Here is a 21,122-nt window from a genome sequence, read left to right as displayed (position 1 = left end):
TCCTCTTACAAGACAATCCCCTGCTGCTCCAGATATTTCTGTAGCTTTTTTCTCGTGCGGAACAGGGATGTCTTCACCGTATTCAGATTCATGCCATAACGCTCTGCGATCTGGACATACTCCTCCACGAACCAGTACCTTCGTAAAAAAACATTACATTCCTGTTCGGAGAGCGTATGCAGGAAAGCATTGATGCTCCGCTCTAACTCCGCTGCTTCCACAATGCTTTCCGTATCGTTGGCTGCGGGAATACACTCCGCCAGTTCATCCAGCGTGGTATCCATGAGTCCGCTTCCCCGTTTTTTTGCATTCTTTGTCTTCCATCTATCAAACGATAAATTGCGGGTGATTGTTCCCAAAAACAGTTCCAGCCGGTTCGGTTTTTTCGGAGGTATGGCATTCCATGCCCGCATCCAGGTATCATTCAGACACTCTTCCGTATCCTCCCTGTCATGCAGGATATGGTAGGCAATGCTGTAACAATATTTTCCGTAACTTTTCTGCGTCTCTGCGATTGCCTGCTCATTCCTCGCCCAGTACAGTTCCAGTATCGCTGTATCTTCCACAGGCTCTCTCCTTTCCAGAAAGGGCACTGCCACAATTATGTAACAGTGCCCCCTTGCTCTTCCTCTATTTATCCCGCCTATCCAAATTAAAGCTGGAATTTCTTCGCATTTACATTCAGTGAATCCGCAATTTCATTCAGCTGTATGGTAGCCTGTCGGCAATCCTCCACGATCTCCGCCAGCTGATCCATGGTAGCTGCGGTCTCTTCGGTGCTTGCCGCATTGTTTTGGGAGATCTCGGTAAGTCCATCGATCTTCTCCACCACATCCGTCTTATAACTCTCAATATGATCCAGCTCGCCGGAGATCACATTGATCTCACCGACTACTTTCTGAACCTCCTGGTTCAGGGTGCTGAAGACATTCAGCGTGGTACCCAGCTTCTCGTTCTGCTGATGGATCTCACCTACCACACCGTTCATGATCTGAACGCTCTGGTTGGAATTGCTGATCAGGTTCTCCACGATGCCGCGGATCTTGTCTGCGGATTCCTTGGACTGGTCTGCCAGACCACGGATCTCTTCCGCTACGACTGCGAAGCCTCTGCCCATCTCACCGGCTCTAGCCGCCTCAATGCTGGCATTTAATGACAGCAGGTTGGTCTGGTTCGCAATACCTGCGATGATATCGGTAGCTGCCTGAATCGCCTGTGCGGACTCGTTGGTGATATTGGTCTGCTCCTGCACCTGATCCACCGACTGCTGTGTATGAGAGCTGATCTCCAACAGTTCCTTCAGGGTGCTGTCCACGGTGGCATTGCTTTCCTTCATGTTGGCAGCACTGCTACTCAAAGCATTAACACTGTCTGCCGTACGGCCCAGTGCATTGCTCATCTCGTTCATGCTTTCGCTGACTTTCTGGGTATCCGCCGCCTGTGTGGTAGCTCCCTGGGCAATCTCATTCACTGCTGTATTTACAGAAGAAATGGACTGTCCAATGCTGTCAAAATTGCTGGTGAACGTTCCCGTGAACTCATTCATATCCAGCATAGAGTTGTGAATATCCTGAATAATACCAGAGAATCCGGTCACTACAGAGTATACGGCCCGTGCACTCTTACCCACTTCATCACTGCGGTTTAACAGCTTATCGGGAACCTTGAAGTTCAATTTACCCTCCGCGATCTGATCCAGGTTACCTACTACACCCAGTAGTGCTTTGGAGATCATACCTACTACAATAAAAGTGGAGACACAGAATACTGCCACAAGGATCAGAATCGCTATTGCTCTTCCGGTTACGATTCCTTTATAAAGTGCATTCACTTCCCTTACCGGCATACAGGCAGCCAGAATACCCACAACCGTGCCGTCCGTATTTTTTAAAGGTGCCAGATATGCATAACATCCGGTATCACCCAGCTTCAGGGAATTGGAAAAATAACTTTCTCCACCCAGTACCTTAGAAGCCACCTTCTCACTCAGAGTGATGGTATCTCCGGTCAGATTGGTCACTGCCAGATCGCTGCCCCAGAACAGTGCCACATCCACACCGGCATTCTGTTTGAAAGCATCGAGTACCTGCTTATTGTCCGTAAGATTCATTTCCCCCTTATAAAGTGCTCCGTTCTCGTATGTAAAGTCTCCGGGAGCAGAAGTGTTCAGGCTCATTTCCAGTGCATATTCCGTCGCTGACAGCTCATGCTTCATCATCACGTCGGAAATCCTGTCCCCTGCAGAATTCAATGCCAGGATGGCAATGAGTGCGATAGCCACAAGCGGTACCAGTACGATCGCCAGGATCTTGACTACCATGTTAGCTCCCTTTTTCCCCTTCAGGCGCTTGGCTTCATCAATACCTGTCCCATTTTCCCCTTTGATCTGTTCTTTGCTTACCTCTTCTGTCATAAATAAAGCAACCTCCTTTGTAGTCTTAACAGTCCATGCATAATAGAATTATACCGCACTGTTAATAAAAAAGCTATGCTTTTTCAGCAATCAGATCCTTGATCACTTCACCTGCGAGGATCAGTCCCGCTACGGACGGCACAAATGAAATACTGCCGGGGATAGCTCTTCTGTCCGTGCATTTATGAGTGGTACCCGGAGGACAGACACAGCCTGTGTTGCAGCTGTTTTCCATATTTTCCAGCGGCTTCACCGGATTTTCCGTAGAATACACCACCTTCAGCTTCTTCACACCACGCTTTTTCAGTTCTCTGCGCATGACTTTCGCTAAGGGACACATAGTGGTCTTGTAGATATCCGCCACATGAAACTGCGTGGGGTCTAATTTATTGCCGGCTCCCATACAGCTGATAACGGGAACGCCCGCCTCCTTCGCCCGCATGATGATCTCCAACTTGGCAGTCACGGTATCCACCGCATCCACCACGTAATCGTACCGGGTAAAATCAAACTGGTCGGCAGTCTCCGGCAGATAAAAGCATTTGTGCACCGTAACAAGCGCCTCAGGATTGATGGAATGCACCCGCTCCTCCATGACATCCACCTTGTATTTGCCGATGGTCTTCCGCGTGGCAATGATCTGACGATTAATATTCGTCAGACAGACCTTATCGTCATCGATCAGGTCAAAGGCTCCCACGCCACTGCGCGCCAGAGCCTCCACCACATAACCGCCGACACCGCCGATGCCAAAGACAGCAACTCTTGCATTGTACAGGCGCTGCATGGCTTCCTTGCCGATCAATAATTCTGTTCTGGAAAATTCATTTAACATTTCAGTTCTCCTACTAATCTACTGGGAATACTCTCGTAAGAGTATATCACAACTTTACAGATTGTCATAGAGTCCCTGAATAAAATTTTTCACCTGCACATTATTTTCCGGTGTGGTGTCTTCCAAAGTCGCATGGATAAAAGGTTTGCGCTCCTTCATGAACTTCAGCACGGATGTGTAATCCATCTGTCCCAGACCGCAGCCTACGGATCTAAGCTTCCCATCCTCGGGGATAAAATCCTTGAGATGTACCATTGCTACATCCTCACCTAACAGATCAATGGCTTCATCCACAATTGCTACCTGATCCTTATAATTACAGTGATCCAGCAGATTTACCGGATCCAGAATGATCTGAAGGTTGGGCGAATTGATCTCATCCAGCACTCTTCTCGCTCTGGCGGGATTGTAGACAATATGCTTCCATACCGGCTCGATGGCCATGACCACACCCATCTGCTCGGCATATTTTACGACGGGACGTAAGTTGGTGATAAAGGTCTGCAAAGCCTCTTCACCATGGCATTCGGGTACTGCGGTATAAGTCTCGTTGGGAGCACCGGTCTCGGTTCCCACCACACCGCAGCCAAGCCACGAAGCAAAACGGATATGTGCCATATAGCGGTGGGTGATCTTCGCAAGCTGCCCCGGATTTGGATTTGCCAGATTCAGATAGCATCCAAGCACCGCAACATCCACCTGATTTTTCGCAAATACATTTTTCATATACATGGCAAGTCCCGGGGTCAGTGCCTCATCGGTAGTGGGAAACTCGGTGATCACCTTACCGGGTGCCAGATGTCCGCAGGCAAAGCCAAGCTCATGGACATTGGCAATACGTTCCTCAAAAGGAAGCTTTTTCGTATCATGTAAACGGATTCCTAACTGCATAATTTCCTCCATTCCAGGTTCAGGTCTGATCTTCCTGATCCTGCTTATCATCAACGCCGGATCAGCTCATCTACGCCTTCCAGCTCGTAAGCCTCTCCAACCTGTCCTTCGATTCTCACGTTATCCAGGGTCAATTTTGCAACATTTCTTGCAAAAAGTCCTCTCTTACTGCTTTTTTCTACACCATCCGACATGGCAGGTACATCACATTTTGCATCCTCGGCATAGCTGATGGAGATGTCCTTCATGTAGATCTCCTCGATCTTCTGCTCCGGAAGTCCGTCAAAATAAGCTGCTGCCACATGGCAGTTGGTGCAATCCATATTTTCAAATACCATCTTTTTCACCTGCGGTGTTCTGTCATCCACAGGGTAGACATCTCTGGACTGGACATAAGTGGTCTTGCCGTCGGGATCGCAGAAGTAGAAGCAGTTGACCACAAGCGGTGTCATCACATGATCCAGGGTCAGATTCCGGAAAATAATGTTGCTTAGAATTGCATCTTTTCCTCTGCCGCGGCGGGTCTTGATACGCAGGCCTCTGTCTGTATGACGGAAAATGCAGTCCTCCACCGTCAGATTCACCACGCCTCCTGCCATCTCGCTGCCCAGAGTTACAGCACCATGACCGTTCTCCATCAGGCACTGGCGGATGTGGATGTTCTCGGAAGGAGTCTTGTGCTTTTTGCCCATGTAGATTTTGCCGCTCTTGACTGCGATACAGTCATCTCCCAGGGAGAAACGCACGCCCAGGATCTCCACATTTTTGCAGGACTCAGGATCCAGTCCGTCGGTGTTGGGAGAATCGCTGGGATTCTGCACGGTCACACCGATGAATTTCAGATCGTTGCTGAAATAGGGATGCAATGTCCAGGAAGGCGAATTGCAGAAGGTCACTCCCTGTAAAGTCACATTTTTACATCCGCTGATGAAAAACAGTCTGGGGCGGAACGCAATGTTCATGACCTTGGGATCCTTCCACCAGTTTTCCTTAGAAGCGTTGCCGTTGATCTTACCCTGTCCGTAGATCACCACGTCTTCTGCACCGATACCGCAGATGATGCCGGAGAACATAGGTAAGGGATTCCCCTCCCATGTGCCGAGATTGTACTCGTCGGTCTCATCATAGCTTTGTAGCATGCCGGGGAATGTGGGGAATTTCTCTCTGTCGGTAAATGCCTTAAGCTCCGCACCCTCTGCCAGTTCGATACGGATGTGGCTTTTTAAGAACAGGCTGGTAATACGGTAGGTTCCTGCGGGAAAATACACTCTGCTGTTCACCGGGCATGCCATGATGGCAGCCTGGATAAAATGGGTATCGTCGTGCTCACCGTCACCTTTGGCACCGAATCTGGTCACATCCAGGGTCACATACTCATAATCTGTCTTGAAAGATACTTCACCCTGCTTTTCACCATTCACGTAAGCTTCCACCACATATTTCTGATCCGGCTTTAAATCAAACAAGGAAGTGATGGTCTTCTCTGTAGTGAGGGTGGGCTCACCGTTTAATCGTAATTCTATGGGCTGTTTTGTAAAATATCTGCCGCCGTCTGCGATCTCAATGGTCGCACTGCGGGCAGTATGCATAATATGTCTGATTTCCATGCGCTGTTTCCTCTCGTTTCTACCTCATGCACTCCTGATATTTTTCCGCTAAAAGTAAATATTCCCCGCATGCCTTCTGTACGGCACCGCAGAATACTTTTTCCGAGGTTTCATCCATAGCGAAGGTTTTCGTTTTTGCATCATAATACTGCTCCAGCATACGCTTCACGGCACCACGGAAATTATCTAAAAGCTCTCTGTAATTCTCATAGATCTCCGGGCTGATCTGCTCTACGGTATGAAGCAGTGCTGCAGTGTAATCAGCGCCGTTTCCCGCGGTGAATTCGCTCTCCGCATGCTTTTTCAGCACACGCATCTGCGCCATGATATCCGGATATCCTTCCTTTTTATTCTCGATGGTCTCATATGCCGCATATGTTGGATATACCAGATCCGCAGCCTGATAGATGTTCCTTCGTCCTGCATCTGCCTGCACCTTTTTTAAGTCAAAGATGCCTTCCTCCGTACGGGGAAGTGCCTTGATTTCCTGAATTGTCATAGTTCCTCCTATATAACAAAGGCGTTCTCCTGCACGTTTATTGTAACAAAAGAACGCCGTTTTGTGTATGATCTTTTACAGAGTTACACCCTGCTTGAAAATAGCCATATCATGGAAGCCTGCTGCCTCGCTGCATACCTGCCTGCCGGAAGCGGTCTCCACTACCAGATCAAACAAAGCCTTAGTCTCCTCTTCCATGGTCTTATCCTCTACCAGTACGCCGGCATTGAAATCGATCCAGTTGGACTTTTTGCCTGCCAGGCGGGAGTTGGTCGCGATCTTCATGGTAGGAACCGGAGATGCGAAAGGAGTTCCGCGTCCTGTGGTAAACAGTACGATATGTGCTCCTGCGGCTGCCAGTGCGGTAGCTGCTACCAGATCATTGCCCGGTGCGGACAGAAGGTTCAGTCCCGGAGTCTTCACGGTATCGCCATACTGCAGTACGCCCTTGACCAGAGCACTACCGGACTTCTGCGTACAGCCTAAAGACTTATCCTCCAGAGTGGAGATGCCACCCTTTTTGTTACCCGGGGAAGGATTCTCGTAGATGGTCTGATTGTGGCTCTTGAAGTAGTTCTTGAAGTCGTTGATCAGGTCTACGGTCTGGTGGAACAGTTCCTCGTTGGCACAACGGTTCATCAGAATGGTCTCTGCTCCGAACATCTCGGGAACCTCGGTCAGGATGGTGGTGCCACCCTTGGAGATCAGCAGATCGGAGAAACGTCCTACTAAGGGGTTCGCGGTAATGCCGGACAGTCCGTCGCTGCCGCCGCACTTCATGCCGATGACCAGCTTGCTGACGCTGATGGGCTCTCTCTCGAATTTGGATGCGTAATCGATCAGACCCTTGATGATCTCTACGGAGTCTGCGATCTCATCCTCGTGCTCCTGGCACACCAGGAATTTTACACGGTTCTCATCATAATCACCGATATAAGGCTTCAACACATCAATGTTGCTGTTCTCACAGCCCAGTCCCAATACCAGAACACCGCCTGCATTGGGATGATTGATCAGGTCTGCCAGAATCTTACGGGTATGCTCCTGATCATCGCCCATCTGAGAACAACCGTAAGGATGAGGGAATGCGATAACCTCTTCCACACTACCTTTAACGAATGCATTGGCCTGCTTTGCGATGGCTGTTGCCACGTTGTTGACACAGCCAACGGTGGGGATGACCCAGATCTCGTTACGAACGCCTACTTTACCGTCGGGACGGTTGAAGCCCATGAAGGTCACATCTTCCGTCTTCTTCTCCTCTACGGGAGTGGGATTGTAGGTGTACTCCAACAGATCGCCCAAAGCGGTCTTAACATTATGAGTATGGATCCAGCTGCCCTCTGCGATGTTCTCCTTGGCATTACCGATACGGTAACCATATTTGATGACCTCACCGCCCTCGGGAATGTCACAGATTGCCATCTTATGTCCTGCGGGGATCTCCTCTCTGGCGGTAACGGTCTTAGAACCGTCACCGACAGAGACTGTGATCTTCTCACCGGCAGGAATCGTATTTAATGCTACGACTACATTATCATTGTCATTAATCTTTAAGAAATCTTGCATAATGCTGCCCTCATGCCATTTGCCTTAATATCATCCAGGTATGCTGTGACTGCATCGGTAAGTCCGGGAACCTTGTTCAGATCCTGACCGAAGAAGTCTTCATTCCCCAGGAAGGAAGTTACAAACGTCTGCGTGTCCTTCTCACAGTTCGCTGCGAAGAACTCCAGAACTGCCTTGTCATCCATGATGTTGTATTCCTGACCGTCTCTGTGACCGATCAGAGCCTTATCGCGGATCTCGGTACCGGTATAGAAAGCCATCAGTGCTGCGATGGAGAAGGTCAGATGAGCGGGAAGCTTACCGGTCTTCTCAACATAGCCTAACAGGCTGGGCATACATCTTGCTCTCCACTTGGATACGGAATTTAAGGAGATTGCAAGCAGTGCATGGTCTACGTAAGGGTTATTGAAACGGTTTACAACCTCACCTGCGAACTGCTTCAGCTCCTCCTCCGGCAGAGACAGGGTAGGGATCACTTCGTCATAAATGGTCTTCAGCATGAAGTTACGGATATCGTCATCCTGCATGGACTGTCTTACGATGTCGTTGCCGCACAGATAGGAAGCCAGTACAAAGGAAGTATGTGCGCCGTTTAAGATACGAACCTTTCTCTGTTTGTAAGGTTTCTGGTTGTCAGTGAAGATAACAGGAAGTCCTGCATCGGGAAGAGGGAACTCCTTGCTGATATCCTTAGCAGACTCGATAACCCACAGAGCGAACGGCTCACCGGTTACCATGATGTGATCTTCATAGCCCAGCTTCTCCCACTCTTCCTGTTCCGTGGCACGGGGATAACCGGTAATGATACGGTCAACCAGAGTAGAGGTGAATACGCATGCCTCATCTACCCACTTTTTGAATTCATCGCCCAATCCCCACAGCTCGATCAGCTGCATTACACACTTCTTTAACATAATACCGTTGTCATCGATCAGCTCTACGGGAAGCATTACCAGGCCCTTGCTCATGTCACCCTTGAAAGTCTCAAATCTGTGATATAAGAACTTGGTCAGCTTGCCGGGGAAAGTCTTGGGAGGCTCTAATTCAAACTTATCGGTATCATCATATACGATACCTGCCTCAGTGGTGTTGGATACTACGAAACGTAAGGTATCGATCTCGGCAAGTCCCATGTACTTGTCATATTCATTATAAGTGTCTACTGCGTCTGCAACGCTGGTTACGATTCTATTGATGATCTTGGCTTCACCGTTCACATTACCGCGAAGAGATACAGTGTACTGGCAGTCCTGCTTGTGGAACATATCCAGATTGCCGAACTCGATGGGTTTGATCAGAACGATGTCTCCGTCGAACTTACCCTGCTCGTTAGCGATATCAATCATGTAATCTACGAATCCACGTAAGAAATTACCCTCACCGAACTGTACGACCTTGATAGGTCTCTCCTTTTTACCGGTCTTTGCCTTGTTTAAGATATCCATTTTATCCTCCATTCTACGCTTAGCGTATCCTATCTGCACCGTCTTGCGGCACTCTGTTACCTGCACTTACGCTCCCCGACACGCCTTGCAAACAAATCTAAATTGTAGGAAGTTTATGTAAGTACTTTCATAAATCATTTTACTTCAAAAAAATGGTTTCGTCAATCACCAAAAACAGAAAGTTTTATTTTCATGAAACCGCCGATTTTATCAGCAATATTTCACTTTGATATTTTTTTGGCATATGAGAAGTTGAAAAAGTATCTTGAAAAAAAAGAAGTCTTTCGTTATAATTCATATATAGCTTTTTGTGTAACTACTTACATTTTTCTTACAAACTTTTGTTACATAGAAGCAGGAGGAAGCCACAGATGACAATTTATGATATTTCTGAGAAGGCCGGTGTCTCTATTGCTACTGTTTCCCGCGTACTCAACGGAAGCAACAATGTAAGCGAGAAAACCAAGAAAAAAGTTCTAGACGTAATCAACCAGTATGAGTACACTCCCAATGCGTTTGCCCGGGGACTGGGGCTCAACACGATGAAGACCATCGGTATTATGTGTGCCGACAGTTCCGATCTGTATTTAGCCAAGGCGATCTATTATATCGAACAGAAGCTTCGTGCCAACGGCTATGACAGTATCCTGTGCTGTACCGGTTATGATCTGGCTACCAAAGCCAGCTCCATGAACCTTCTGATCACCAAAAAGGTGGACGGCATTATATTGGTAGGTTCCAACTTTATTTATGAAAAGGAAGAAGACAACAAATACATTACAGATGCCTCCGCGCAGGTTCCTGTAATGCTGTTAAATGCAGCGATGGATGCTCCAAATGTATACAGTGTTGTCTCGGATGATTTTACTTCCATGTATGACGCTACCATGGAGATGATCCGCTCCGGTGTGGAAGATATTCTGTATTTCTATAATTCTACTTCCTACAGTGGTAAGAAAAAGCTGGCAGGCTACCGTGCCGCCATGGAAGAAAAGGGACTTCTCACCAACGGAAGTTTCCTGCAGCTCTATCAGGGATCCCACGAGGATATTCCCGCCATGGCCGATCAGTTGAAAAAGCTCCATGCAAAAGGAATCTCTTTCCACGGTGTTATCGCCGCTGACGATTCCCTGGCTCTGGGTGCTCTGAAATACGGCCGGGAAATGGGACTTCGCATTCCGGAAGATCTGTCCATTATCGGTTATAATAATTCCATGCTGGTAAGCTGCTGTGATCCGGAACTGACCAGCATCGACAATAAATTAGAGACGCTCTGCCAGCATCTGATCACAACTCTGATGGGTGTCCTGGAAGGAAACGAGATGCCGAAAAAGACCGTGTTCTCCGGAGAACTGGTAAAACGCGGCACCACAAAATAATTTTTTCTTTACAGCAATGGGGTAGCTGAAAATACCCTTTAGTATATTTATGGAGGATTTTAAAATGAAAGCATTTATGGACAAGGACTTTCTGTTAGAGACTGAGACAGCCAGGAAGCTGTTCCACGACTATGCAGAAAAAACACCGATTCTGGATTACCATTGTCATATTAATCCCAGGGAGATCGCTGAGGATCGTCAGTTCGACAATATCACCCAGGTATGGCTGGGCGGTGACCACTACAAGTGGCGTTTCATGCGTTCCTGCGGTGTTGACGAGAAGTACATCACCGGTGATGCATCCGATTACGAGAAGTTCTGCAAATGGGCAGAATGCCTGGGCAAGGCTATCGGCAACCCCTTATTCCACTGGAGCCATCTGGAGCTGCAGAGATATTTCGGTTACAATGGCGTTCTGAACAAAAACAGCGCTGACGAAGTATGGAACCTGTGCAATGAAAAGCTCCATCAGCCTTCCATGAGCGTTCGTAACCTGATCAAGCAGAGTAACGTTACCCTGATCTGCACCACCGATGATCCTATCGATTCTCTGGAGTGGCACAAGAAGCTGGCTGCAGATGATACTTTCGATGTAAAGGTTCTGCCCGCATGGAGACCCGACAAGGCTATGAATATCGAGAAGCCCGATTATCTGGATTATCTGGAGAAGCTGGCTGCTGCTGCCGGCATGACCGAGATCAACTCTTTTGCAAGCTTAAAGGAAGCTCTGAAGAACCGTATGGCATTTTTCGCATCCATGGGATGTAACGTATCTGACCATGCTTTAGAGTATGTAATGTACTATCCCGCTTCCGATGATGAGTTGGAAGAGATCTTCTTAAAGAGACTGAACAAGATGGTTCTGACCAAGGAAGAGGAACTGAAATTCAAGACCGCCTTCATGCTGTTCGCAGGCCGCGAATATCATAAACTCGACTGGGCTATGCAGCTGCACTACGGTTGTAAGCGTGACAACAACACCCTGATGTTCGAGAAGCTGGGTCCCGATACCGGTTACGACTGCATCAACAACTACGCTCCTTCCGCTCAGATGGCCGACTTTCTGAACGCTCTGATCGTAAGTGACGAGCTTCCCAGAACTGTCATTTACAGCCTGAATCCTAACGACAATCAGGCTATCGGTACCATCCTCGGATGTTTCCAGGATTCCACCGCTGTTGCCAAGATCCAGCAGGGTTCCGCCTGGTGGTTCAATGATCACAAGACCGGCATGCAGGATCAGATGATCTCCCTGGCTAACCTGGGTAATCTGTCCGGATTCGTAGGAATGCTGACCGACTCCAGAAGCTTCCTGTCCTACACCAGACATGAGTATTTCCGCCGTATCCTGTGCAACCTGATCGGTAACTGGGTAGAGAACGGCGAGTTCCCTGCAGATTACGATACTTTGTCCGAGATCGTAACCGATATTTCTTACAATAACGCAAAGAGATACTTCAAGTTCCCTCTGGCATAAGAGATAAAACAATAACCCCCGGTGATGAGCCGGGGGCTTTCTTTATTTATTGAATCACGAGGTTGGAGTATCCCATCAGGCTCTCATCCACAGCATGTGCAGCTTCTCTGCCTTCGCGGATGGCCCATACGACGAGGGACTGTCCTCTGTGCATATCGCCGGTGACGAATACATTTTCCACACTGGTCTGGTATTTTCCGGGAGCTGTTTTTACATTGGTGCGTTCATTTAATTCCACGCCGAAAGCATCAGCAATGTATTTCTGGGTTCCTAAAAATCCTGCGGCGATCAGCACGATCTCTGCATCCAGGATCTGCTCGCTTCCCGCGATCTCCTGCATCTTCATGCGTCCGGTAGCCGGATCCTTTTCCCAGGACAGCTTCACGATCTTCACAGCTTTCAGATTGCCGTTCTTATCCTTGATAAATTCCTTGACTGTAGACTCATATATCCTCGGATCATGTCCATAGACCGCAATAGCTTCTTCCTGGCCGTAATCGGTCTTGCAGACCTTCGGCCATTCGGGCCAGGGATTATTCTCTGCTCTTTTGTCCGGTGCCTTTGGCATCATCTCGATCTGGGTCACAGATTTTGCTCCGTGACGGATGGAGGTTCCAACGCAGTCATTACCGGTATCACCGCCGCCGATGATAACCACATTTTTCCCCTTGGTCTCCACATATTTTTTATCTTCAAAATTCGAATCCAGAAGGCTCCTGGTATTGGCTTTCAGAAAATCCACCGCAAAATAGATTCCCTCGGCATCTCTGCCAGGAGCATTGATGTCTCTGGGATTAGAGGCACCGCATGCCAGTACGACGCGGTCAAAATCATGCAAAAGCTTGGAGGCTTTGATGTCCTTGCCGATGTCGGTTCCTGTGACAAAGGTGACACCCTCTTCCTTCATAATATTGATCTTGCGGTCAATAATCTGCTTTTCCAGTTTCATGTTGGGGATGCCGTACATCAACAGTCCTCCCACACGATCGGAACGCTCAAATACTGTTACCTGATGTCCTCTCTGGTTCAGCAGATCCGCTGCTGCCAGTCCGGAAGGACCGCTGCCGATGACTGCTACCTTTTTACCGGTGCGTACCACAGGGGGCTTGGCTGCCGCATAGCCCTCGCTGTAGGCGTTTTCAATGATGGCATATTCGTTCTCCTTGGTGGAGACCGGATCCCCGTTCAGTCCGCAGGTACATGCTGCCTCACACAGGGCAGGACACACTCTGGAAGTGAACTCGGGGAAATTGTTGGTCTTCTTCAGACGGTTGTAAGCCTGCTGCCAGTTGCCGGTATATACCAGATCGTTCCACTCCGGCACCAGATTGTGCAGGGGGCATCCGCTGGCCATACCGCAGATCATCATGCCCGACTGACAGAACGGCACACCGCATTCCATACATCTGGCACCCTGTAAACGCTGCTTTTCCTTCGGCAGATGCTCATGGAATTCATTAAAATGCTGTATTCTCTTCTTAGGATCTTCAGCCACGCTGACTTCCCTTTTATATTCCATAAATCCCGTTGGTTTTCCCATGACTTACCTCCCATTTACTTTCTGGTGTTGGCATAGAATGCCTCGATCTGTGCCTGCTCTGCGCTCAGTCCCTTTTCCTCCATCTGTACGATGGTCTTCAGGACTCTCTCATAGTCATGAGGGATGATCTTCTTGAACTTAGGCAGATACTCTCCAAAGTTATCCAGCACTTCCTTACCCTTTGCGGAGTTGGTCAGTGCCACATGCTCCTGGATCATGGATTTCAGCTCCAGCACATCATATTTGGATGTGATCTCGCTGGAAGATACCATTTCCTTATTCAGACGCTTATACAGATCGTTGCCTTCATCCAGTACATACGCGATGCCTCCGCTCATACCGGCTGCAAAGTTTTTACCGGTGGGACCCAAGACTACCACACGTCCGCCGGTCATGTATTCACAACCGTGATCACCCACACCTTCGACTACCGCAATGGCACCGGAGTTACGTACGCAGAAACGTTCGCCTGCCACACCGTTGATGAATGCTTTACCGGAGGTTGCACCGTACAGTGCCACATTACCGATGATGATATTTTCTTCAGCCTTGAACTTGCTGCCCTGTGGGGGATATACCACCAGCTTACCGCCGGATAAGCCCTTGCCGAAGTAGTCATTGCTGTCGCCCACCAGCTCCAGGGTCAGGCCCTTGGGGATAAAGGCTCCGAAGGACTGTCCGCCGGCACCTTTACACAGTACATGATAGGTATCTTCTTCCACGTCATCGCCCAGTTTTCTGGTGATCTCACTTCCGAGGATCGTACCGAAGGCACGGTCAGTGTTGCTGACATCCACTTCGATACTGCGCTTCTGTCCCGCATCGATGGCTTTGCCCAGCTGCTTTAACAGCACCTTCTCATCCAGTGTCTTCTCTAACTGGAAGTCATATACCTGCCTGGGATCGAAGGTTACCTTCTGCTTGCTGCCCTCGTAAGGGTTGCTTAAGATCTGGGTAAGATCCACTTCTTCCTGGCGCTCGGTCAGATGCTCTTTTCTCTTCAGCAGATCGGTTCTGCCCACCAGTTCATCTACGGTACGCACACCCAGGGCTGCCATGTATTCCCGCAGCTCCTGTGCGATAAATTTCATAAAGTTTTCCACATATTCCGGCTTACCGCGGAAGTTTTTCCGCAGCTCCGGGTTCTGGGTAGCCACACCTACCGGACAGGTATCCAGATTGCATACTCTCATCATGACACAACCCATCGTTACCAATGGAGCAGTAGCGAAACCGAACTCCTCGGCACCTAAAATCGCTGCGATGGCTACGTCTCTGCCGCTCATAAGCTTACCGTCGGTCTCAATGCGGACTTTATTACGCAGTCCATTCATGATCAGGGTCTGATGGGTCTCTGCCAGTCCCAGTTCCCAGGGAAGTCCGGCATTGTGGATGGAGTTTCTCGGTGCTGCACCGGTACCGCCGTCATAACCGGATACCAGGATGACCTGAGCTCCCGCCTTGGCCACACCGGCTGCTACGGTTCCCACACCGGCTTCCGATACCAGCTTTACGGAGATTCTTGCCTGGGTGTTGGCATTTTTCAGATCGTAGATCAGCTGCGCCAGATCCTCAATGGAATAAATGTCGTGATGAGGGGGCGGAGAGATCAGGGACACACCGGGTGTGGAGTGTCTGGTCTTGGCGATCCAGGGATATACCTTTCCTCCGGGCAGATGTCCGCCCTCGCCGGGTTTTGCTCCCTGTGCCATCTTGATCTGGATCTCCTGTGCACTCACCAGATAGCGGCTGGTGACGCCAAAACGTCCGCTGGCTACCTGCTTGATGGCGGAACAACGGTTTAAGCCGTCCGGGCCTACGGTCAGACGGTCCAGATCCTCACCGCCCTCACCGGAATTACTCTTGCCGTGCAGATGGTTCATGGCGATGGCCATGGTCTCATGGGCTTCCTTGGAAATGGAGCCATAGGACATGGCACCGGTCTTGAATCTGGTCACGATGGATTCTACCGGCTCTACTTCCTCGATGGGCACGCCCTTTTTCGGATAGTTAAAGTCCATCAGTCCTCTGAGGTTCTTGATGGAATCTTCGTCATTGACCATGGCGGTGTACTGCTTGAACATCTGGTAATCACCGCGTCTGGTGGATTCCTGTAACATATGGATGGTAGCGGGATTATACAGATGCTCGTCACCGCCGCTACGCATCTTGTGATGTCCGGGGCTGTTTAAGGTCAGATCGTTTTTCAGTCCCAGAGGATCAAATGCCTGAGAGTGCAGGTCGTCTACCTGCTGCTCAATATCTTTTAAGGTAATACCTCCCACACGACATACGGTGTTGGAGAAATACTTACTGATAACTTCCGGCGCGATACCGATAGCCTCGAAGATCTGGGAACCCTGATAGGACTGGATGGTGCTGATACCCATCTTGGATGCGATCTTGACGATGCCGTGGAGGACAGCATTGTTGTAATCATCCACTGCTGCATAGTAATCCTTATCCAGCATATTGCTCTCGATCAGCTCCTTGATGGTATCCTGTGCCAGATAAGGGTTGATGGCGCAGGCACCGTAACCGAGCAACGTAGCAAAATGGTGTACTTCTCTGGGTTCGCCGGACTCCAGGATCAATGCGACTCTGGTTCTCTTCTTGGTGCGTACCAGATACTGGTTCAGGGCAGATACAGCAAGCAGGGAAGGAATGGGCACATGGTTCTCATCCACGCCTCTGTCGGACAGGATCAGAATGTTCACGCCTTCTCTGTAAGCTCTGTCCACTTCCACGAACAGTCGGTCAATGGCACGCTCTAAGCTGGTGTTCTTGTAATATACGATAGGTACGACTTCTACCTTGAAGCCGTCTACTTTCATGTTCTTGATTTTCAAGAGATCGGTGTTGGTCAGGATCGGGTTGTTGACCTTCAGAACGTTACAGTTCTTCGGAGTCTCCTCCAGGATGTTGCCTTCGGTACCGATGTATACGGTGGTGGAGGTTACGATCTCCTCTCGGATAGCGTCAATAGGCGGGTTCGTCACCTGTGCAAACAGCTGCTTGAAATAATGGAACAGCGGATGATTCGTCTTACTCAGCACTGGCAGTGGCGTATCCACACCCATGGCTGCGATAGCTTCGCTGCCGTTCTTTGCCATCGGCAGAATGCTCTGCTTCATTTCATCGTAGGTGTAGCCAAAAGCCTTCTGCATCCGCTGGCGCTCTTCGTAGGTGTATTCCGGGACGCGGTAATTTGGGATATGGATGCTCTTCAGTTCTGTCAGGTTATTGTCCAGCCATTCTCCATAAGGCTGTCTGGAAGCATATTTTTCCTTGATCTCCTCGTCATCGATGACTCTGCCCTGTACGGTATCGACCAGGAGCATCTTGCCGGGACGAAGTCTTTCTTTTACTTTGATCTTCGTGGGATCAATGGGAAGCACACCTACCTCGGAGGACAGGATCAGGGTATTGTCATCCGTGATCATGTAACGGGAAGGACGCAGACCGTTTCTGTCCAGCACGGCACCCATGATATCTCCGTCGGAGAACAGGATGGATGCGGGACCGTCCCAGGGCTCCATCATAGTAGCGTAATACTGATAGAAATCTCTCTTGGTCTGGGACATTGCTTTGTTGTTCGCCCAGGGCTCGGGGATAGCGATCATGACTGCCAGAGGCAGCTCCATGCCGCTCATTACCAGGAACTCCAATGTGTTGTCCAACATCGCAGAATCGGAACCGGTCTTGCTGATGGCGGGTAATACCTTATGCAGCTGCCCTTTCAGATGCTCGGATTCCATGTTCTCCTCACGGGCCAGCATCTTATCGGCATTGCCGCGGATGGTGTTGATCTCGCCGTTGTGTACCATCAGGCGGTTCGGATGCGCACGCTCCCAGCTGGGGTTGGTGTTCGTGGAGAAACGGGAATGTACCATGGCAATGGCAGATTCGTAATCCGCACTCTGTAAGTCTGCAAAGAAGGTACGAAGCTGTCCCACCAGGAACATTCCTTTATATACGATGGTTCTGCTGGAAAGAGAGACCACATAGGTATCATCGGAAGACTGCTCAAATACACGCCTTGCAATGTAAAGTCTGCGGTCGAAGGGCAGACCTTTTTCCACATCGACGGGCTTTTTCACAAAGCCCTGCATGATGTAGGGCATGCACTCTACTGCCTTATGTCCCAGTACATTGGGGAAAGTAGGCACTTCACGCCAGCCAAGGAATTCCATTCCTTCTTTTTCCACAATGATCTCGAACATCTTCTTCGCCTGGTTGCGGCGCAGCTCTTCCTGAGGGAAGAAGAACATGCCAACACCGTATTCTCTCTCTCCGCCGATATCCATGCCCAGAGCCTTTGTGACTCTTGCAAAAAATTTGTGAGGGATCTGGGTCAGAATACCGACACCGTCACCGGTCTTACCTTCCGCATCCTTACCGGCTCTGTGCTCCAGATTCTCTACGATCTTCAGCGCATTCTCAACAGTAGCGCGGCTTTTCTCTCCATGAATATTGACACAGGCTCCGATACCGCAGTTATCATGCTCAAATTCTTCCCGATATAACGGTGCCTTGGGCAGCTCCTGTCTTACATCAAACATATGGTTCTCCTTTCCGGTTTTTTATTTCTCTCTTCTTAATCTGTCTGTTACTATTCAGAACCTCATTCGCAAGACCGTAATAGTAACAAAAAAGGTCGCAATGAGACTCTTTCGAGCGCCTCATTGCGACCTTTTCTGTACTATACACCTATTTTTCTCATTTGTAAATATAGATTTTTCTATGAATTGTCAGATAATTTGTCAATTCTATTATTTACACGCCTGTTATCTGGAAATTGTATTAATTTTCTCTTTAAAATTGTATTTCCAGCACAACTTTTTGGGGGTTCTCCCCTATTTTTCCTGTTTCCGCCCATACGCCTTGCTCATCAGTTTCTGATACATTGCAGAAAAGTGTTTACTCTCTGCCAGTGCAGTGCGAAGAGGTGCCAGTGTCAGTGCCATTACTGCCCGATAGCGGAACAGTTCTCCGGGATTCATGTATTTTGCTGTGATCTCCTTATGTTCTGCAGCGCTACGCTTCAGGTTCTCCTTGGTCTCAGAGTAGCCGCCGCCCTCGTAGGAGGACACGGTAAGTCCCAGATACTGCATGGGTGCTTTGGCACGATAATAGCACCAGAGGAAATGTTCGTAATCTGCACGGATCTTATATTTGGGTTCATAGGGCTTCTGTCTGCACAGGTCTGCAGCATAAAAGCAGGACTGATGGCAGGGAATGTTGCGGTAGCAGACGAAACCGGTGATGCGTGGTGGGGAAGATATCTTCGTCTCTGTCTTCGCACTGTAGGTATCGCCGTAGTAGATGCCCTGAAGTTTCGCCGGGTGCTGTTCCATGAACTGTGCGGTGTGGGTCAGAACTTCGTTGTCATAGAAGAGGTCACCGCAGTTTAGGAAGAGAATGTAGTCGCCGGTCACATGGGAGACTGCCTGGTTCATGGCTTCGTAGATGCTGTGGTCGGATTCCTGGTATAGGTGGATGCGTCTGTCCTCGCGCATGGTTTCTATGGAGCCGTCGCGGCTGCCGCCGTCCTTGACAATGATCTCAAAGCTCGGATAGGTCTGGGACAGGATGCTGTCCAGAGTCTGATTCAGTTTAGGACCTGGGTTTAAGCAGACTACGATGATGCTGAATTTCATATGTTGCTCCTTTTAAGATATAATATCTCCGCAGTCGAGAACAGGGCAAGGAACGCGGCACGTTCGCACTCTGTCGCAGAGCGTAGCGGCACGTAAGTGACCAAAGTACGGTCACTAAGTGCCGACGTCTGCTTACGGCCTGCTTATCCTTACCCTGTTTTCGGCTGCTGGGTTACGTTGTCCATCTTTGTATATCTTATCAAGTATTTGGATGGTGACAAATGTACTTTTTATTGCCTAAAATATATTTTTCTGTTTGTGAAGCATCCCGAGGGATACAACTGCCACTGCCAGGAAAATCACGCATACAGGCCAGCTGACAAAGCCGGTGACGGCGATGGCGGTATAGGACAGGCAGTAGGCGAGGACGTTGGATGCCACATGGACAAAGACTGCCATTTTGAACTCTCCAAAGTATTCGTAAGCATATGCCATCAGGCAGCCGATGAGGAAGCCGTATACGCCCTGGACGTAGTTCATGTGGTAGACACCGAAGATCAGGGCGGACAGGGCTATGGCGAGTTTGATATCCATGAATCTGCGAAGGTATCCGTAGATAACTCCGCGGAACAGGAGTTCCTCTGCTATGGGGGAGATGAAGCCGAATACGAGGATTCCTACGATAAAGTGTGCGGAATATTGCTGGGCTGCCACTTCGGTATAAGCCTCAGACTTATTGGTCACTCCCAGGAGTTCAAACAGGAGATTGCATCCGATGACGGCACCGATGGTAGCCACAGTCAGTAAGACATATTTGCTCTTTCCCTCTTTTTTCAAGTGGCTTAAGTGCATGTCCTCTTTATTTTTATCAATGAGCATCTTCGCTGTGGACCATACGGCAATGGCACCGCCGATGAATCCAAGAGCCGAAATGATACTGGAGACATCTCCGGAGTAGCCGTTATAGGCGCCGGTCTCATCCCGTAGGATTAAAAGATCCACCAGTCCACCGGAGGCTCCGGACTGTGCCAGCTGATATAACAGTGCCAGCAGCGCATACTGCACTGCATTGCGCACCAATATAAACATCAGAAACGAATACACCATGGTCCAGATTCTCTGATACATGGGGTTTTTCTTTTTATTGTCCGGATTTCCGTTCAGTAATTCTTCACTGCCACGGAGTAAAAATTTCTCCAGTTCTTCCACGGATTGTACAATGTAATCCGCCTTCGCTTCCTTTAACTCTTCCTTACTTCCGTAGCCGTAGGTCACGCCCACGCTCTCCACACCGAGAGCCCTGGCTCCTTCCACGTCGAACTTTCTGTCACCGATCATATAGACCTGCGCCGGATCCACGGGATTCTCTCCAAAGAGCTGGCGCAGAGTTTCCTGTACCACCTGATCCTTGGTTTCTCTTCTGCCGTCCAGTTCACTACCCACCACTACAGAAAAATATTTTTTCAGATCAAAATGTTCCAGGATGCGCTCTACGTATACCTGGGGCTTACTGGATGCCACTGCCAGGAAATACCCCTTCGACTGAAGCGTTTTCAGCATCTCCGGAATACCGTCATAGACCTCATTTTCAAAAAGTCCCGTATCCTGAAAGCGCTCTCTGTATTTTGCCACAGCTTCTTCTGCCTGTTCGGCGGTGAAACCGTAGAATTCCATAAAACTGTCTCGTAAGGGCGGTCCGATAAAGGGTTCTAGCTTGTCCAGATCCGGCTCCTCGATGCCAAAGGAGTGCAGTGCATACTGCACACAGGTAGTAATTCCGATTTTAGGATCTGTCAGGGTGCCGTCCAGATCAAACAGCAGATATTTCTTCATTCTTATAATTCCTTTTTCTTTCTATTCTTATATG

Annotated in this window: 14 protein-coding genes; 2 read left to right on the top strand and 12 right to left on the bottom strand. The window is 49.2% G+C overall.

Annotated elements, in window-relative coordinates:
* Positions 1–5: 5 nt before the first annotated feature.
* From FYJ59_RS00205 to FYJ59_RS00170, 8 genes are all read right to left on the bottom strand, one after another.
* On the bottom strand, positions 6–566 hold the full coding sequence (locus FYJ59_RS00205) for an RNA polymerase sigma factor (protein ID WP_328597179.1): 561 nt from the start codon (positions 564–566) through the stop codon (positions 6–8).
* A gap of 86 nt (positions 567–652) precedes the next feature.
* On the bottom strand, positions 653–2,413 hold the full coding sequence (locus FYJ59_RS00200) for a methyl-accepting chemotaxis protein (protein WP_154494791.1): 1,761 nt from the start codon (positions 2,411–2,413) through the stop codon (positions 653–655).
* Between the two features lie 73 nt (positions 2,414–2,486).
* Positions 2,487–3,248: a tRNA threonylcarbamoyladenosine dehydratase gene (locus FYJ59_RS00195; protein WP_154494790.1), complete on the bottom strand. Its 762-nt coding sequence runs from the start codon at positions 3,246–3,248 to the stop codon at positions 2,487–2,489.
* A gap of 54 nt (positions 3,249–3,302) precedes the next feature.
* A complete protein-coding gene (locus FYJ59_RS00190) occupies positions 3,303–4,139 on the bottom strand; it encodes a sugar phosphate isomerase/epimerase family protein (RefSeq protein ID WP_154494789.1) in 837 nt (278 codons plus the stop codon).
* A 50-nt stretch (positions 4,140–4,189) separates the two neighbouring features.
* Positions 4,190–5,746: a glycoside hydrolase family 28 protein gene (locus FYJ59_RS00185; RefSeq protein ID WP_154494788.1), complete on the bottom strand. Its 1,557-nt coding sequence runs from the start codon at positions 5,744–5,746 to the stop codon at positions 4,190–4,192.
* Positions 5,747–5,765: 19 nt separating this feature from the next.
* Positions 5,766–6,245, bottom strand: a complete 480-nt coding sequence (locus tag FYJ59_RS00180) for a hypothetical protein (protein WP_154494787.1) — start codon at positions 6,243–6,245, stop codon at positions 5,766–5,768.
* 75 nt (positions 6,246–6,320) lie between these two features.
* On the bottom strand, positions 6,321–7,814 hold the full coding sequence (locus tag FYJ59_RS00175; RefSeq protein WP_022153550.1) for a UxaA family hydrolase: 1,494 nt from the start codon (positions 7,812–7,814) through the stop codon (positions 6,321–6,323).
* A complete protein-coding gene (locus tag FYJ59_RS00170) occupies positions 7,799–9,259 on the bottom strand; it encodes a tagaturonate reductase (RefSeq protein WP_154494786.1) in 1,461 nt (486 codons plus the stop codon). Before FYJ59_RS00170 ends, FYJ59_RS00175 begins: the two co-directional genes overlap by 16 nt.
* 371 nt (positions 9,260–9,630) lie before the next feature.
* On the opposite strand from FYJ59_RS00170, the gene FYJ59_RS00165 reads away from it, so the two are divergent.
* Positions 9,631–10,638, top strand: coding sequence for a LacI family DNA-binding transcriptional regulator (locus FYJ59_RS00165; RefSeq protein WP_118550656.1), 1,008 nt, complete (start codon positions 9,631–9,633; stop codon positions 10,636–10,638).
* A gap of 64 nt (positions 10,639–10,702) precedes the next feature.
* Positions 10,703–12,115, top strand: a complete 1,413-nt coding sequence (uxaC, locus tag FYJ59_RS00160; protein ID WP_154494785.1) for a glucuronate isomerase — start codon at positions 10,703–10,705, stop codon at positions 12,113–12,115.
* Positions 12,116–12,161: 46 nt separating this feature from the next.
* Here uxaC and FYJ59_RS00155 read toward each other — a convergent pair whose 3' ends face one another.
* The 4 genes from FYJ59_RS00155 to FYJ59_RS14270 form a co-directional block, all read right to left on the bottom strand.
* Positions 12,162–13,655, bottom strand: coding sequence for a glutamate synthase subunit beta (locus tag FYJ59_RS00155; RefSeq protein ID WP_022153554.1), 1,494 nt, complete (start codon positions 13,653–13,655; stop codon positions 12,162–12,164).
* A gap of 14 nt (positions 13,656–13,669) precedes the next feature.
* Complete coding sequence (gene gltB / locus FYJ59_RS00150) at positions 13,670–18,217, bottom strand: glutamate synthase large subunit (RefSeq protein ID WP_154494784.1); 4,548 nt, start codon at positions 18,215–18,217, stop codon at positions 13,670–13,672.
* Between the two features lie 294 nt (positions 18,218–18,511).
* Positions 18,512–19,315 (bottom strand): glycosyltransferase, encoded by an 804-nt coding sequence (locus tag FYJ59_RS00145; protein ID WP_154494783.1) that lies wholly within the window; start codon positions 19,313–19,315, stop codon positions 18,512–18,514.
* A 237-nt stretch (positions 19,316–19,552) separates the two neighbouring features.
* Positions 19,553–21,088, bottom strand: a complete 1,536-nt coding sequence (locus tag FYJ59_RS14270) for an HAD hydrolase-like protein (RefSeq protein WP_154494782.1) — start codon at positions 21,086–21,088, stop codon at positions 19,553–19,555.
* Positions 21,089–21,122 lie beyond the last annotated feature (34 nt).

The sequence above is a fragment of the Waltera intestinalis genome, from assembly GCF_009695995.1.
GTDB classification, from domain to species: Bacteria; Bacillota; Clostridia; order Lachnospirales; family Lachnospiraceae; genus Acetatifactor; species Acetatifactor intestinalis.
This window is presented reverse-complemented; position numbering and strand designations above follow the sequence as displayed.

Excerpts from the sequence above, each read along its gene's own strand:
- FYJ59_RS00200 (WP_154494791.1), bottom strand. The coding sequence starts at position 2,413 with ATGACAGAAGAGGTAAGCAAAGAACAGATCAAAGGGGAAAATGGGACA.
- FYJ59_RS00180 (WP_154494787.1), bottom strand. The coding sequence starts at position 6,245 with ATGACAATTCAGGAAATCAAGGCACTTCCCCGTACGGAGGAAGGCATC.
- FYJ59_RS00145 (WP_154494783.1), bottom strand. The coding sequence starts at position 19,315 with ATGAAATTCAGCATCATCGTAGTCTGCTTAAACCCAGGTCCTAAACTG.
- uxaC (WP_154494785.1), top strand. The coding sequence starts at position 10,703 with ATGAAAGCATTTATGGACAAGGACTTTCTGTTAGAGACTGAGACAGCC.
- FYJ59_RS00155 (WP_022153554.1), bottom strand. The coding sequence starts at position 13,655 with ATGGGAAAACCAACGGGATTTATGGAATATAAAAGGGAAGTCAGCGTG.
- FYJ59_RS14270 (WP_154494782.1), bottom strand. The coding sequence starts at position 21,088 with ATGAAGAAATATCTGCTGTTTGATCTGGACGGCACCCTGACAGATCCT.
- FYJ59_RS00185 (WP_154494788.1), bottom strand. The coding sequence starts at position 5,746 with ATGGAAATCAGACATATTATGCATACTGCCCGCAGTGCGACCATTGAG.
- FYJ59_RS00165 (WP_118550656.1), top strand. The coding sequence starts at position 9,631 with ATGACAATTTATGATATTTCTGAGAAGGCCGGTGTCTCTATTGCTACT.
- gltB (WP_154494784.1), bottom strand. The coding sequence starts at position 18,217 with ATGTTTGATGTAAGACAGGAGCTGCCCAAGGCACCGTTATATCGGGAA.
- FYJ59_RS00195 (WP_154494790.1), bottom strand. The coding sequence starts at position 3,248 with ATGTTAAATGAATTTTCCAGAACAGAATTATTGATCGGCAAGGAAGCC.
- FYJ59_RS00190 (WP_154494789.1), bottom strand. The coding sequence starts at position 4,139 with ATGCAGTTAGGAATCCGTTTACATGATACGAAAAAGCTTCCTTTTGAG.
- FYJ59_RS00175 (WP_022153550.1), bottom strand. The coding sequence starts at position 7,814 with ATGCAAGATTTCTTAAAGATTAATGACAATGATAATGTAGTCGTAGCA.
- FYJ59_RS00170 (WP_154494786.1), bottom strand. The coding sequence starts at position 9,259 with ATGGATATCTTAAACAAGGCAAAGACCGGTAAAAAGGAGAGACCTATC.